The 14,097-nt window shown below is 64.1% G+C and carries 13 protein-coding genes and 1 pseudogene; 1 reads left to right on the top strand and 13 read right to left on the bottom strand.

The genetic code is table 11. The annotated features are described in order from the left end of the window. The 13 genes and pseudogenes from DSD28_RS08415 to DSD28_RS08355 all read right to left on the bottom strand — a co-directional run. Positions 1–228 (bottom strand): annotated as a pseudogene (locus DSD28_RS08415) (electron transfer flavoprotein subunit alpha/FixB family protein); the annotation flags it as partial. Positions 229–249: 21 nt separating this feature from the next. Continuing rightward, a complete protein-coding gene (locus DSD28_RS08410; RefSeq protein ID WP_119255925.1) occupies positions 250–999 on the bottom strand; it encodes an electron transfer flavoprotein subunit beta/FixA family protein in 750 nt (249 codons plus the stop codon). 11 nt (positions 1,000–1,010) lie between these two features. Continuing rightward, positions 1,011–2,441 (bottom strand): aldehyde dehydrogenase family protein, encoded by a 1,431-nt coding sequence (locus DSD28_RS08405; protein WP_119255924.1) that lies wholly within the window; start codon positions 2,439–2,441, stop codon positions 1,011–1,013. 12 nt (positions 2,442–2,453) lie between these two features. Beyond that, a complete protein-coding gene (locus DSD28_RS08400; protein WP_119255923.1) occupies positions 2,454–3,173 on the bottom strand; it encodes an ABC transporter ATP-binding protein in 720 nt (239 codons plus the stop codon). Next, a complete protein-coding gene (locus tag DSD28_RS08395) occupies positions 3,170–3,988 on the bottom strand; it encodes an ABC transporter ATP-binding protein (protein WP_119255922.1) in 819 nt (272 codons plus the stop codon). Before DSD28_RS08395 ends, DSD28_RS08400 begins: the two co-directional genes overlap by 4 nt. Beyond that, positions 3,985–5,286: a high-affinity branched-chain amino acid ABC transporter permease LivM gene (livM, locus tag DSD28_RS08390; RefSeq protein WP_119255921.1), complete on the bottom strand. Its 1,302-nt coding sequence runs from the start codon at positions 5,284–5,286 to the stop codon at positions 3,985–3,987. The genes DSD28_RS08395 and livM overlap by 4 nt, the downstream gene beginning before the upstream one ends. Before the next feature lie 11 nt (positions 5,287–5,297). Then, positions 5,298–6,215 (bottom strand): ABC transporter permease subunit, encoded by a 918-nt coding sequence (locus tag DSD28_RS08385; RefSeq protein WP_119255920.1) that lies wholly within the window; start codon positions 6,213–6,215, stop codon positions 5,298–5,300. 67 nt (positions 6,216–6,282) lie between these two features. Beyond that, the gene (locus DSD28_RS08380) at positions 6,283–7,395 is read right to left on the bottom strand and encodes a branched-chain amino acid ABC transporter substrate-binding protein (protein WP_119255919.1); all 1,113 of its coding nucleotides are present in this window, start codon (positions 7,393–7,395) and stop codon (positions 6,283–6,285) included. Positions 7,396–7,607: 212 nt separating this feature from the next. After that, positions 7,608–8,369, bottom strand: coding sequence for a 5'/3'-nucleotidase SurE (gene surE / locus DSD28_RS08375; RefSeq protein WP_119255918.1), 762 nt, complete (start codon positions 8,367–8,369; stop codon positions 7,608–7,610). 44 nt (positions 8,370–8,413) lie between these two features. Further along, a complete protein-coding gene (locus DSD28_RS08370; RefSeq protein ID WP_119255917.1) occupies positions 8,414–10,090 on the bottom strand; it encodes an ABC transporter permease subunit in 1,677 nt (558 codons plus the stop codon). Further along, positions 10,087–11,094, bottom strand: coding sequence for an ABC transporter ATP-binding protein (locus DSD28_RS08365; protein ID WP_119255916.1), 1,008 nt, complete (start codon positions 11,092–11,094; stop codon positions 10,087–10,089). The genes DSD28_RS08370 and DSD28_RS08365 overlap by 4 nt, the downstream gene beginning before the upstream one ends. Positions 11,095–11,149: 55 nt before the next feature. Further along, positions 11,150–12,169: an ABC transporter substrate-binding protein gene (locus tag DSD28_RS08360; protein ID WP_119255955.1), complete on the bottom strand. Its 1,020-nt coding sequence runs from the start codon at positions 12,167–12,169 to the stop codon at positions 11,150–11,152. 56 nt (positions 12,170–12,225) lie between these two features. After that, the gene (locus DSD28_RS08355) at positions 12,226–13,035 is read right to left on the bottom strand and encodes an inositol monophosphatase family protein (RefSeq protein ID WP_119255915.1); all 810 of its coding nucleotides are present in this window, start codon (positions 13,033–13,035) and stop codon (positions 12,226–12,228) included. Positions 13,036–13,286: 251 nt separating this feature from the next. Between DSD28_RS08355 and DSD28_RS08350 the strand changes: the two genes are divergently transcribed. Continuing rightward, positions 13,287–14,072: a DeoR/GlpR family DNA-binding transcription regulator gene (locus DSD28_RS08350; RefSeq protein ID WP_119255914.1), complete on the top strand. Its 786-nt coding sequence runs from the start codon at positions 13,287–13,289 to the stop codon at positions 14,070–14,072. The last annotated feature ends 25 nt before the right edge of the window (positions 14,073–14,097 follow it).

Here is a 14,097-nt window from a genome sequence, read left to right as displayed (position 1 = left end):
GAGCGCGGCCAGCGGTTCGGCGAGATTGTTGCCGAGGCTGGCATCGTCGGCGAGCAGGACCTTGGAGACGCCCGAGAGCTTGGCGGCCGCATCGGCCGCAGCCTTGGCACCCGAGCCGGCGACGAGCACATGCACGTCGGAGCCGATCTTGCTCGCTGCCGTCAGCGCCTTGGCGGTCTGGTCGGAAAGGGTGGCGTTGTCGTGATCTGCCAGAAGAAGAATGGCCATGTCTTTGTCTCCCTTTCCTGCTTACAGCACGCCGGCTTCGGTCTTGAGCTTTTCGACCAGCTCGGCGACCGTCTTGACCTTGACGCCCGCCTTGCGGCCCGACGGTTCCTCGGTCTTCAGCACCTTCAGGCGCGGGCTCGTATCGACGCCGAAATCGGCCGGCGACTTCTTGTCGAGCGGCTTCTTCTTCGCCTTCATGATGTTGGGCAGCGAGGCATAACGCGGCTCGTTGAGGCGAAGGTCGGTGGTGACCACCGCCGGAAGCTTGACCTCGATGGTCTGCAGACCGCCGTCGACTTCGCGCGTTACCTGCGCCGAGCCGGAACCGATCTCGACCTTGGAGGCGAACGTCGCCTGAGCCCAGCCGAGCAGGGCCGAGAGCATCTGGCCGGTCTGGTTCGAATCGTCGTCGATCGCCTGCTTGCCGACGATGATCAGGCCGGGCTGTTCTGCCTCGGCAACACCCTTGAGGATCTTGGCAACCGCCAGCGGCTCGACGGCGTCTTCCGTCTCGACCAGCACGGCGCGGTCGGCGCCCATGGCGAGCGCGGTGCGCAGCGTCTCTTCGGCCTTGGCGGGGCCGATCGACACGACGACCACTTCCTCGGCCTTGCCCGCTTCCTTCAGACGCAGAGCCTCCTCGACCGAGATCTCGTCGAACGGGTTCATCGACATCTTCACATTGGCAAGCTCGACACCAGAGCCATCCGACTTCACACGGATCTTTACGTTGTAGTCAACAACACGCTTGATGGGCACGAGAAGTTTCATGGGCGGGATCCTCAGGCGAGCGTATAGGCGGTCTTGACGGTGGTGTAGAACTCGGCGGCATAGCGACCCTGTTCGCGCGGGCCGTAGGACGAGCCCTTGCGGCCGCCGAAGGGCACGTGGAAATCGACGCCGGCCGTCGGCAGGTTGACCATGACCATGCCGGCCTCCGAGTTGCGCTTGAAATGGGTCGCATGCTTGAGGCTCGTCGTGGCGATGCCGGACGAAAGCCCGAAGCTGGTATCGTTGGCGACGGCCAGCGCCTCGTCGTAGTCCTTCACACGGATGACGGCGGCGACCGGGCCGAAGATTTCCTCGCGCGCGATGCGCATGTCGTTGGTTGCCTCAGTGAAGAGGGCGGGCGAAAGATAGAAGCCGGGCGTTTCCCGCTCCAGCCTTTCGCCGCCGAATGCCAGCCTTGCGCCTTCCGAGCGGCCGATGTCGATATAATCGGCATCCTGCTTCAACTGGCTTTCGTCGACGACGGGGCCGATATGGGTGCCGGCCTTGAGGGCGTCATCGATGACAAGGTCCCTCAGGCGGTCCGTCAACGCGGCGACGAAACGGTCGTGAATGCCCTCGGTGACGATCAGGCGCGAGGATGCGGTGCAGCGCTGGCCGGTCGAGAAGAAGGACGAATTGGCGGCCGCCTCGACGGCGACGGCAAGATCGGCATCATCGAGCACGACGAAGGGGTTCTTGCCGCCCATTTCGAGCTGGAACTTGCGATTGTGCTCGACCGAGGCGAGCGCGACCCGCTTGCCCGTGCCAACGGATCCGGTGAAGGTCAGCGCGTTGACGTCGGGACTGTCGAGCAGCGTCTGGCCGACGACGCTGCCGCGGCCCATGACGAGATTGACGACGCCGGCCGGTGCGCCGGCACGGTGCAGGATATCGACGAGCGCCCAGGCGGAGCCCGGCACGAGATCGGCGGGCTTCAGGACCACCGTGTTGCCGTAGGCGAGCGCGGGCGCGATCTTCCAGGCGGGAATGGCGATCGGAAAATTCCAGGGCGTGATGATGCCGACGACGCCGACGGCCTCGCGGGTGATCTCGACGCCGATATTCGGACGCACCGAGGGTAGCACTTCGCCGGAAAGCCGCAGGGTTTCGCCGGCGAAGAAATCGAATATCTGGCCGGCGCGGGTGACTTCGCCGATGGCTTCCGGCAGCGTCTTGCCCTCTTCGCGGGCAAGCAGGCGGCCAAGCTCCTCCTTGCGGGCGAGGATTTCGTCGCCGGCCTTCTTCAGGATTGCATGGCGTTCCAGGATGCCGGAGCGGGACCAGGCAGGCAGCGCGGCCCTGGCGGCGGCGATGGCGGCCTTCGTGTCCTCGGCGCTGGCGCGCGCATAGTCGCCGACGACGTCGTTTGTGTTGGAAGGATTGATGTTCGCCGAAGCGTCGCCGGAGACCCATTCGCCGGCAATCAGGTTCTTGTGCAGCATTGTCTTTTCCGTTCAGTGCAGGCCGAGATAGGCCTTGCGGACATCTTCGTTGTCGAGAAGGGCGGCGCTTTCGCCGGAAAGGTGGATGCGGCCGTTCACCATGACGTAGGCGCGCTGCGAGAGCTTCAGCGCGTGGTTGGCGTTCTGCTCCACGAGGAAGATCGTCTTGCCCATGGCGGCGATCTCGCTCAGCACCTCGAAGACGCGCTTGACGACGAGCGGGGCGAGGCCGAGCGAGGGTTCGTCGAAGAGGATCAGTTCCGGCCGGGCCATCATGGCGCGGGCGATGGCGAGCATCTGCTGTTCGCCGCCGGACATGGTGCCGGCCGTCTGGTTGCGGCGCTCCTTGAGGCGCGGGAAGAGATCGAACATCGTCGCCCGGTCCTCGTCGAAATGCGCCATGCCGATGGGTGTCGTGCCCATCATCATGTTCTCCTCGACGCTCATCTCCTGATAGATCTGCCGGCCTTCGGGCACGAGTGCGATGCCGCGGCGGGAAATCCGGTTGGTCGGCACGCGGGAAATGTCCTCGCCCTTGTGCAGGATATGCCCCGAGGACGCGCGCGGCGCACCGAAGATCGAGGAGAGAAGCGTCGTCTTGCCGGCGCCGTTGGCGCCGATCAGGCTGACGATCTCGCCCTTGAAGATGTAGACGTTCACATCCTTCAGCGCCTGGACCGGGCCGTAATGGGCGCGCACGCCGGAAAATTCGAGCAGGGGTGCCTCGCTCATGCTTCTACGTCCTCTTCGCTGACGCCGAGATAGGCGGCGATGACGGCGGGGTCGTTCGCCACATGCTCGGGCGTGCCGTCGGAAATCACCTCGCCGTGGTCGAGCACGACGATGTGCTGGGAAATGCGCATCACGAGGCCCATGTCGTGCTCGATGACGAGCACCGTCTGGCCGTGCTCGCGGCACAGCCGCTGGATGACCTCGGAAAGCTCGCGCGTTTCGGGCGGGTTGAGGCCGGCGGCCGGTTCGTCGAGGCAGATGAGCTGCGGGCCCGTGCACATGGCGCGGGCGATCTCGAGGCGGCGCTGGCGGCCGTAGGGCAACTCGCCGGCAAGGCGGTTGGCGTCGTCGGTGAGGTTCATCTCGCCGAGCCAGTGATAGGCCCGGTCGACGGCCTCGCGCTCGGCCCGGCGGAAGGCTGGCGTGCGGAAGATGCCGGAGAGAAGGTTGTTGGCCGTGACCAGATGCTGGGCGACCAGCAGGTTCTCGACGACGGACATTTCCTTGAAGAGGCGGATGTTCTGGAAGGTGCGGGCGATGCCGGCGCGAGTGACGAGATGCGAGCCGCCGGTGATGGGCCGCGTCATCAGCGCGCCGATATCCTCGGCGCCGTCACGGCCGTTCAGCACGATCTCGCCTTCGCTGGCGCGGTAGAAGCCGGTGATGCAGTTGAACATCGTCGTCTTGCCGGCGCCGTTCGGGCCGATGAGGGCCGTCACCGCGCCGCGCTCCACGGCGAAGCTGACATTGCGGTTGGCGACGATGCCGCCGAAACGCATGGTGACGTTGCGAACGTCGAGGAGAGGCGTGTTCATCGGGCAGCCTCCGGCTTTGCCGCAAGAGGAATGTCCCGCTCCGCAGCCGTGCTGGGGAAGAAGGCCGGGCGCTTGATGTGCACGAGACCGCGCGGCTTCCAGATCATCATGACCACCATCAGGACGCCGAAGATCAGCACGCGGTATTCGGCAAAGTCGCGCAGCAGTTCGGGCAGGATCGTCAGCACAAGGGCGGCGGCGATGACGCCGACCGTGGAGCCGAGCCCGCCGAGCACGACGATGGCGAGGATGAGCGCGGATTCGAAGAAGGTGAAGGAGGTCGGGTTCACAAAGCCCTGGTGGACGGCGAAGAACACGCCGGCGAGGCCACCGGTCGAAGCGCCGAGCATGAAGGCCGTGAGCTTGGTGAAGACGTGGTTCACGCCGAGCGAGCGGCAGGCGATCTCGTCCTCGCGCAGCGCTTCCCACATGCGGCCGAGCGGCATGACGCGCAGGCGCTCGACGGCATAGATGACGAGGCAGACGACGAGGAACAGCACGAAGTAGATGAACCAGAACTTGTAGTCGGCGCTGTAAGTGATGCCGAAATAGTCGTGCAGCGGCACGCCGCCCTGCTTGGCCGTGCGGGTGAATTCGAGGCCGAGGAGCGTCGGCGGCGGTACGGGCGCGCCGTTCGGGCCGCCGGTGAAGTCCAGCCAGTTGTTCAGCACGAGACGGATGATCTCGCCGAAGCCGAGGGTGACGATGGCGAGATAGTCGCCGTGCATCTTCAGGACCGGGAAGGCGAGCACCATGCCGCAGAACCCGGCGAGGAACGGCGCGATGACGAGCGCGCTCCAGAAGCCGAGGCCGAGATATTGCGCGCCGAGCGCCAGAAGATAGGCCCCGACCGCATAGAAGGCGACGAAGCCGAGATCGAGCAGGCCGGCAAGGCCGACGACGATGTTGAGCCCGAGGCCGAGCAGGCAGTAGATCAACGCGAGGATCGCGATGCCGAGGAAATACTTGTCGGCAAAGAAGGGAAGGGCGAGCCCGGCAAGGAAGATCAGCCCGAGGATGAGGACGGGCGACTTCTCCTTGCCCGTCATGACCGTGACGCCGCTGCCGCTGCTGGCGGCTCTGCCGGCGAGCTTCCGGCCCAGGGCCGTCATGCCGACCAGCGACAGCGCGATGCGGCCGGCGGTGACGATGGCGGCCAGCAGCACGGCGCGCGTCAGCTCGTTGCGGAAGGAAAAGCCTTCCAGCACGAGGCCGGAGATCGGGCCGAAGAGGATGAGCGAGACGGTGAAGGTGAGGAGCGCCTGTTTGGCGAGGGTGAGGAAGCGGTTCTGTTCCATGGTCCTGCCCCTCACACTTTCTGGATTTCCGGCCGGCCGAGCAGGCCGTAGGGGCGGAAGAACAGGAGAACGATGAGCAGTGCGAAGGCGAAGACGTCCTTGTAGTCGGTGCTGACATAGCCGGCGAACAGCGCCTCCGTCAGGCCGAGCAGCACGCCGCCGAGCACGGCGCCGGGCAGCGAGCCGATGCCGCCGAGGACGGCCGCGGTGAAGGCCTTGATGCCCATGACGAAGCCGATGAAGAAGTTGAAGGACCCGTAGTTGAAGGTGACGAGCGTGCCGCCCACGGCGGCCGTCGCGGCGCCGATGACGAAGACGATCGAGATGATGCGGTCGGTGTTGACGCCGAGCACGGCGGAGATGCGGATGTTCTGCTGCGTGGCGCGGCATTCGCGGCCGATGCGGGTATAGGTGATCACATAGGTGAGGATGCCCATGGCGATCAGCGCGGCGAGCAGGATCACCGTCTGCATGTAGGTGATCTGCGCGAAACGGGTGTCGTCGCCGAAGCGGAAGGCGCCGCTGATGAGCGTCGGCACGCCCTGGTCGCGCGCGCCTTGCGAGATCTGCACGTAGCTCTGCAGCATCAGCGAGATGCCGATGGCGGAAATCAGGGGGGCGAGCTTGGTGGAGCCGCGCAGGGGACGGTAGGCGACGCGCTCGATAGCCCAGCCGTAGACGGCGGTGATGGCGCAGGTGATCACCAGCACCGAGATCAGCGCGAAGGGTACGGACTGGATGCCGAAGAAGGTGAGCACGGCAAGGGTGATCGCGGCGATATAGGCCGAGACCATGTAGACGTCGCCATGGGCGAAGTTGATCATGCGGATGACGCCATAGACCATGGTGTATCCGACGGCGATCAGCCCGTAGATCGTGCCGAGCGTGACGCCGTTGAACAGTTGCTGGATGAGGATATAGACATCCATACGTGAACCCCCTGAATTTCGGGCACGGTGAGGCCGGCCGGATGATGTTCCGGCCGGCGATGCCGCCTTACTTGACGAGGACCGGATTTCCCTGGTCGTCGAAATCGTAGAAGACGAACTGGAAGTCCTTGATGTCGCCCTTCTCGTCCCAGGTGATCTTGCCGATGGCGGAATCGACCGTGTTGCTGCGCAGCCAGTCCGTCTGGGCCTTGATGTCCGCGCCGGCCTTGAGCGCGCCGACGACGGCCTGCGCATTCGCATAGCCGTAGAGCGTGTAGTTGGCCGGGGCGACGCCCGCTGCCTTCAGCGCATCCTGAACGCCCTTGGTCGACGGGTCGGCAAGCGGATCGGGCGTTGCCGAATAATAGACGTCCTTCAGGTTGGCCGGGCCGCCGGCAGCCGCGATCAGTTCCTTCTGCGCGAAGGAGTCGCCGCTGATGAAGACGACGTCGAGGCCCTGTTCGCGGATCTGGCGGATCAGCGGGCCGCCTTCGGGAATGAGGCCGCCGAAATAGACGGCGTTCGCGCCCGTGCTCTTGATCTTGGTGACGAGCGCGTTGAAGTCGCGTTCGCCGCGCGTCAGCCCCTCATAGAGAACCGGCTCGATGCCGCGCGCCTGAATGGTCTTCTTGACGGCGTCCACGAGGCCCTGGCCATAGGTGTCCTTGTCATGGATCAGGGCGATCTTGTCGCGCTTCAGCGTGTCGAGGATGAAGCCGCCGGCGACGACCGCCTGCTGGTCGTCACGGCCGCAGCCGCGGAACACGGTTTCGAGGCCGCGCTCGGTCACCGTCGGATTGGTGGATGCCGGCGCCATTTCGAGGATGCCGGCGTCGTTGTAGATCTCGGAGGCGGGGATCGTGCTCGAGGAGCAGAAGTGGCCGATCACGGCCTGCACCTTGTCCTGGTCGACGAAGCGGTTGGCGACGGCAACGGCCTGCTTCGGCTCGCAGGCGTCGTCGCCCTTGACCAGCTCGATCTGCTTGCCGTCGATGCCGCCGGCGGCGTTCACTTCGTTCACATAGGCGGAGACGCCTGCAAAGACCTGCTCGCCGAACGTGGCGTTCGCGCCGGTATAGGGACCGGCGACGCCGATCTTGACCGTGTCGGCGAAGGCCGGGGCGAGAAACAGGGTGGAGGCGATGGCAGTCGCCGCCAGGATTTTCGAAATCTGGATCATGGGCTTCCCTCTGGTTAAGCCGTTAAACTCTTCAGTGGGATACGGTTCGCTCCGCATCTGTTGTTGTCACAGGGGCGAGCGCAGGCGTTTTCTTCTGCGCTCGTCCTTGCCGTTTTATGGCCACTGAAAAGAGTATAGGGGCTGCCCACGCGCCGGAGTGCGTAAGAAATTCCGTCGATCGACAAGCTATCCTTGATGCGTCGACGGCGTCTTCATGAGCCGAAAAGCGATACGAGGCTGTGGTTGGTCTCGTAGTCCGTCATGTCGATGCGCAGAGCCGAGACCGAGGGCGCCTTCAGCGCCAGCGCTTCGGCATCGCTGCCGACCTCGTATTCCGCCATGTCATGCACGGAATGGATCCAGTAATAGGGGAACTTCCGGCCATCCAGCCGCTGTTCGACCTGGTAGCCGTGGGCGCGCTTGCCCTGCGAGACGACGCGTACCGCCTGGAGCTCCTCGTCGCGGCAGTTCGGGAAATTGATGTTGTAGAAGACGCCTTCCTTGCGCGGCAGGGAGAGCAGCTTGCGGATGATGGCCGGGGCGTTCTTGCGGCTGATGTCCCAGTTGAAGACACGCTCGCCATCGACGAAGTCGTAATGCTGCGAGAGCGCGATGGAGGGCACGCCGAACAGCGTGCCTTCGATCGTGCCGCCGATCGTACCGGAATAGATGATGTCGTCGGCGATGTTGGCGCCGGAATTGACACCGGAGAGAATGAGATCCGGCGGTTCGGGCAGGAGGTCGCGCACGCCGACGATCACGCAGTCGGCGGGCGTTCCGGTGACGGAATAGCGTTTGTCGCCGTATTTGCGCACGCGTAGCGGCTCGAGCTGCGTCAGCGAATGGGCAAGGCCGCTGCGGTCCGTTTCCGGCGCGACGGACCAGACGTCGTCGGACAGCGTGTGGGCGATCTCCTCGAGCACGCGGAAGCCGTCGGCGTGGATGCTGTCGTCGTTGGTAAGCAGAATTCTCATGTCATGTCTCGCAAATGAGGTTTTGGATGTTGAAGGGGCGGGCGTCAGCGGGCTTTCGGCCGGCCGACGAGGGCGAGGATGGCGTGCATGACGAGCGTCGCGGCGAGCACCGTCGCCATGATGCAGACGGAGAAAGCCGCCGCCTGCGTGCTCTTGCCGCCCTGGTCGAGCCGCATGACCGTCACCGCCGCGACCGTCATGGACGGCGTGACGAGGAATATGACGGCCGAGAGCGTGACCATCGCCCGCATGAACAGGAAGAAGAACACCGAGACGAGCGTCGGCGTCATCACCGGCATGACGGCATCGCGCAGTGCATGGAGATTGCCGCCGCCCATGCAGGTGACGGTTTCCTCGAGGCTCTTCGGTACGGCGCGGATGCCCGTCACCATCGTGAGGAAGCCCTGGGAGTGGTAGTGGTAGAAATTGCAGATCGCGATGAGGAAGGCCGAGCCGTAGAGCGCGCCGAGTATCGAGCCTGATACGTTGAAGGACAGGACATAGGACAGGCCCAATACCAGTCCGGGTACGCCGACCGGTACGATCGCCAGGAAGTAGACCACGCGCGCCGTGACCGGCCCCAGCCGGCGCTGGGCGAGCGCCAGCAGGAAGAGCGAAAGTGTCCCGATGGCTGCGGTCTCAAGGGAGATGAGCAGCGTCGACCAGAGAGAATCGTAGCCGCCCGCCATGGAGATGTCGTAGTTCGCCAGCGTGAAGTCGAGCCGATAGGGCCAGAGCTTCACGAAGCTGGCGTAGACGACGGTGGCGACCACCGCAAAGACCACGAGGCCGATCGTATGGACGACGAGGCCGAGCGGCAGGTCGCGCAACGGCACGTAGTCCTGTGCAACAGGCACCGCGCTTTCCGACGAGCCGCCGAACTGGCGCTGATTGGCGACCCGCTGGATGTAGATGGCAAGTAGCGTCGGCAGCAGCAGCATGATGCCGACGACGGCGCCCATGTTGAAGTTCATCTGGCCGACGACCTGCGTGTAGATCTCCATGGCCAGCACCTGGAACGAGCCGCCGATGACGGCGGCATTGCCGAAGTCCGTGACGGAGACCGTGAAGACGACGAAGGCGGCGCTGATCAGGCCGAACTTGGCCGAAGGGAAGGTGATGTCGACGAAGCGCCGCCAGCGTGACGCGCCAAGCAGGAGGGCGGCGTCGTAGGGACGGGCGTCGGACCGGCGCAGCGAGGTCTCGAGGATCATCACCGCCTGCGGCAGGGCATACATGCAGTTGGCGATCAGCAGACCCCAGAAGCCGTAGATCTGAATGTCGAGATGCAGATACTTGTTGATGAGCCCGTTGCGGCCGAAGAGGAAGATCAGGCCGAGCGCCTGCACCAGCGAGGGAGCGAGCAGCGGCAGGATCAGGATGATGCGGATCAGCCGCTTGCCGGGGATCTTCGTACGCTGGAGCATGAAGGCGATGGCGAAGCCGAGCAGCACGCAGACGAGCGTGGTGACGCCGCCGATCAGCAGGCTGTTGCCGATCACGCGGGGGATATGGGCGAGCTGGAAGACGCCGGCATAATTGCCCAACCCGAGCGAGCCGTCGCCTTCGGTGAGGCTGCGCCCGACGATCTGCGACAGCGGATAGAGAAAGAAGAGGGCGAGTGCGGCGAGCGGCACCACCAGGCAAGCAAGGAAGAACAGCCGGTCCGGATTGGCGTGCCGTCTGGATCGTGCCCTGGGCAGGAAGGGGAGAGCCGTCATGGTGCCACCCAGTGGCCGCGGCCGTCGTGAAGGGAAAGGGAGACCCGTTCGCCCGGCACGAACCGCTGGCCGAGGCGCAGGTCGCTGGTGATCGCCCGGCCCCGCCAGTCGAGCCGCACGTGGCTGACATTCCCGAGGAAGGCCACATCCTCGACGATGGCCTCACCCGCGGGGTCGGCGGTCAGCACAAGTTCCTCGGGGCGCACCACGAGAAGCGAACCGCCGGTGACACCGTCCTGTTGCACGGCGGAGAGCCTTTCACCGAACAGCGTGCCGGCTTCCTCTGTATCGAAGAAATTGCTGGTGCCGATGAAGCTTGCCACGAATTTCGTGCGCGGGCGGAAATAGAGATCGTGCGGCGTGCCGACCTGCTCGATGCGGCCGTGGTTCATGCACACCACCTTGTCGGCCATGCTGAGCGCTTCTTCCTGATCGTGCGTGACCATGATCGTCGGAATTTTCAACCGCCGCTGCAGATCGCGGATTTCGCCGCGGATATCGAGGCGCACGCGGGCGTCGAGCGCCGATAGCGGTTCGTCCAGCAGCAGAAGCGATGGCGCGACAGCCAGCGCTCGGGCGATCGCGACGCGCTGCTGCTGGCCGCCGGAAAGTTCGTGCGGATAGCGGCCGATCAGGTCGGGGAAGCGGATAAGGTCGAGCAGGGCGCGTACCTGCCTTTCTATCTCGGCCTTCGGCACGCCGCGGATCTTCAGGCCATAGCCGATGTTCTCGCCGACGGTCATGTTGGGGAACAGCGAATAGGACTGGAAGACGATCCCGAAATTGCGGTTGCGCACGTCGATCGTGTTGAGGTCGCGGCCATCGAAGCGGATCTCTCCGTCGGCATAGCTTTCAAGCCCTGCGACGATGCGCAGGAGGGTCGTCTTGCCGCAACCGCTCGGGCCGAGCAGACAGACGAACTCGTCGCTGCCCGCATGCACATTGATGTCGTCGAGCGCAAGAAAGGAACCATATTTCTTGTGCAGGTGGCTGATATCCAGCATGAGGTATCTCCGCGGAAGGGAGGCGCCCGCCTGAGCGGGCACCGGGCGAGGACGACTAACGGCCGGTTGTTTCCGACCAGCGAGCCAGAATCTGCGCGCGATCGCGCGCCATCGCGGCGAAATCCATCTTCGAGAGCCTGCTGGAAATGTCTGCGGGGAAACCGGCTTCTTTCGCCGCTTCCGACTGTGCCGTGCCGGGAATGGTGGTGACGGGCTTCAGGGAGGCGTAGATGCCGAGCGGGCTCGGCGTCAGCATCCAGTCGAGGAACTTCTTGCCGTCGTCGGGGTTCTTCGCGCCCTTGAGGAGACCGATACCGGAAATTTCGAAGCCGACCCAATCGCTCGGAAGCACGGTTTCGACGGGATAGCCTTCATTGACCGCCTGGATCGCCGGCACTTCATAGCTGACGCCGATGGCGAACTCGCCGGCCTGCGCCATGCGGCAGGGGCGCGAACCGGAACTGGTGAACTGTGCGATGTTCTTCGTCAGGCGGCCAATCAGATCCCAACCCTTTTCCTCGCCGAGACCGTAGATGAGCGCCGTGATGTTGACGAAACCGACGCCTGACGAGACCGGGTCCGGCATCACCACCTCGCCCTTGTACTTCGGGTCGGCAAGTTCTTCCCAGGATTTGGGAACGGGCAGGCCGAGGGTCGCCAGCCGATCGGTATTGGCGCAGAATACCTCGACATAGCCTGCCAGCGAGAACCAGCGGTTTTCCGGATCGCGGAACTGGGCCGGCACCTTGTCGACACCCTTGGCCGCATAGGGTTCAAACATGGCCTCGATGGTCGGGTTCATGATGTTGGTGACGGGCAGACTGAGCACGACATCGGCCTGAGGATTGCCCGCTTCGGCAATGAGACGGGCTGTCAGATTACCCGTCGACAGGCGCAGCACGTTGATTTTGACATCCGGGAGCTCCTCCTTCGCTTTCTCGACGAAAAGGTTGATCTCCTCTTCCTCGAGTGCCGAGTAGACCGTGATCTCGCCGGCCATGGCCTGCTGGAGGAAGGCCGCACCTGCGAAGAGCGCGGTAGCGGCGATTGTCTTTGTACGCTTCCAGTATGTCATGTCATTCCCCTTCTTGTGATGGATCATGTGTTCTCGGCGCGTCGGGACGATTGCGTTCACGCCTCGCATTCCGCCGCATGGCATTCGGCGATGATGGCGAGCGCTTCGCGGTGGCGGTCCGGATCGCCGGCGCCGAGCAGGTTTCCAGAGCTTTCCAATGTCAGCGGCAGGCCCTGCCAGTCCGTGACTATGCCGCCGGCGCCTTCGACAATGGGGCGGAAGGGAGCGAAATCGTGGACCTTCTGGCCACCGTCGAGCGCGAGGTCGGTGCGCCCTTCGGCAAGGATCCCGTAGTTGAGGCAGGATCCGCCGTAGACGCGGGCGCCGGTCGCCTCGCGCAGGGCGTCAAGCACCGGCCGTCCGTTCGGTGGCAGATAATCCTGATTGCTGTTCGTCAGGATGGCCGAGGAGAGGGAGTTGCAGGAGCGTACCTTCACCGGTCGCCCATTCTTCACCGTCTGGCGACCAACCGCTCCGATCCATCGCGCGCCGATGGCGGGAATGTCGATGACGCCAAGGGACGGCACCCCGTCGATGGCGAGGGCAATGAGCGTCCCGTAGACCGGCATGCCGGCGATAAGCTGGGCGGTGCCGTCCACCGGGTCGAGCACCCAGATGTGGCTTGCGCCCCCATTCTCGGTCCCATCCTCCTCGCCGATGATGCCGTGAGCCGGAAAGCGATCGGCGATGAGGGTGCGCATCCGCCGTTCGATCTCAAGATCGATCTGGGTCACGAGGCTGCGGTCGGGCTTTACCTCTACCGCCAGCGTGGAATCGATTGCCTTGACGAGGATGCCATGGGCGACATCCGCCAGTTCCACGGCCAGTTCCAGATGGCCGTCCAAAACATGCTTATCCCGTCCCATTTAATCTCCACGGACCGGCAAGGGGCGTGAGCGGCAGCGCACGCCTCCAGGAAGGTTGAAATGTCTTCGGAGAGCTCTGTTTGTCATGCGGCCGGTTCCGCAGCGGATCGGCCGTTGGAGTGATGTCGTATCGCGATTTCGTGGATGTGGCAATATGTGGACGTGTGCGAAATTGTGGTTTTATGGATTTTTTTGGACTTGAGGCAAAATGTGGGTTTCTGTATTGGTGCTGAGAAGCGGAGTTTCTGAGCATGTGGCAGGAAGAACGGCAGCAGAAAATTCGGACACTTCTGGCCGCCTATGGTCAGGTTTCCGCCGATCGCGTCGCTGAGGAATGCGGTGTGTCGCGTGAGACCATCCGGCGTGATTTCGTGGAAATGGAGGCGGCAGGCGAGTTGAAGCGGCTGCGTGGCGGCGCCGTGCCGGTTACGCCTGAAGATCCTGCTTTCGACGTGCGCATCACGCAGCGGCTCAAGGAAAAAAGAGCGATCTGCGTGCGCGCGCTCTCCCTCCTGCACGACGGGCAGACGATCTTCATGGATGGCGGTTCGACACTCTCCATCATGGCCGAGGAGATTGCCGGGCGATCGGGGCTGAGAGACCTGACGATCATCACCAACTCGCTCGAGATCGCCATGACGCTCGCCGAAAAGCCGGATGAGCCGTCCCGGGGGTTCAGGGTCGTCCTTTTGGGCGGGGACGTGAAACACAATCCGATAGAGACATACGGGCCTGCGACCATCAACGAGATACAGCGCTTCCGTGCAGACGTCTCGATCATATCGCCTTGGGGGATTGATTTGCGGGGCGGGGCCATGGACCACTATGCGCACAGCGCCGAGGTGGCCCGGGCCATGACGGACAACGCCGCCACCCGGATCATCCTGGCTGATCACTCCAAGGTGGGTGTTGCCGCAAGGGTGGCCTTTTGCGCGATCGAAGACATCGACTATCTGGTGGTCGATCCGAAGGCGCGGACAATTCCGGCCTTCGGTGCGTTTGCCGGTGCGGTGCCCGGCCTGATCGTTGCTGAGTGACGCCCGTTGCGCGAGCGTTCCCTGG

It is taken from the genome of Shinella zoogloeoides, assembly GCF_003574625.1.
GTDB lineage: Bacteria > Pseudomonadota > Alphaproteobacteria > Rhizobiales > Rhizobiaceae > Shinella > Shinella zoogloeoides_A.
The sequence above is the reverse complement of the archived record's forward strand: the minus strand, read 5'-3'. Positions and strand labels throughout refer to the sequence as shown.

Coding starts and splice junctions, on each gene's coding strand:
- surE (WP_119255918.1), bottom strand. CDS start 8,369: ATGAGAATTCTGCTTACCAACGACGACAGCATCCACGCCGACGGCTTC.
- DSD28_RS08405 (WP_119255924.1), bottom strand. CDS start 2,441: ATGCTGCACAAGAACCTGATTGCCGGCGAATGGGTCTCCGGCGACGCT.
- DSD28_RS08410 (WP_119255925.1), bottom strand. CDS start 999: ATGAAACTTCTCGTGCCCATCAAGCGTGTTGTTGACTACAACGTAAAG.
- DSD28_RS08380 (WP_119255919.1), bottom strand. CDS start 7,395: ATGATCCAGATTTCGAAAATCCTGGCGGCGACTGCCATCGCCTCCACC.
- DSD28_RS08395 (WP_119255922.1), bottom strand. CDS start 3,988: ATGAACACGCCTCTCCTCGACGTTCGCAACGTCACCATGCGTTTCGGC.
- DSD28_RS08350 (WP_119255914.1), top strand. CDS start 13,287: ATGTGGCAGGAAGAACGGCAGCAGAAAATTCGGACACTTCTGGCCGCC.
- DSD28_RS08370 (WP_119255917.1), bottom strand. CDS start 10,090: ATGACGGCTCTCCCCTTCCTGCCCAGGGCACGATCCAGACGGCACGCC.
- DSD28_RS08385 (WP_119255920.1), bottom strand. CDS start 6,215: ATGGATGTCTATATCCTCATCCAGCAACTGTTCAACGGCGTCACGCTC.
- DSD28_RS08355 (WP_119255915.1), bottom strand. CDS start 13,035: ATGGGACGGGATAAGCATGTTTTGGACGGCCATCTGGAACTGGCCGTG.
- livM (WP_119255921.1), bottom strand. CDS start 5,286: ATGGAACAGAACCGCTTCCTCACCCTCGCCAAACAGGCGCTCCTCACC.
- DSD28_RS08365 (WP_119255916.1), bottom strand. CDS start 11,094: ATGCTGGATATCAGCCACCTGCACAAGAAATATGGTTCCTTTCTTGCG.
- DSD28_RS08360 (WP_119255955.1), bottom strand. CDS start 12,169: ATGACATACTGGAAGCGTACAAAGACAATCGCCGCTACCGCGCTCTTC.
- DSD28_RS08400 (WP_119255923.1), bottom strand. CDS start 3,173: ATGAGCGAGGCACCCCTGCTCGAATTTTCCGGCGTGCGCGCCCATTAC.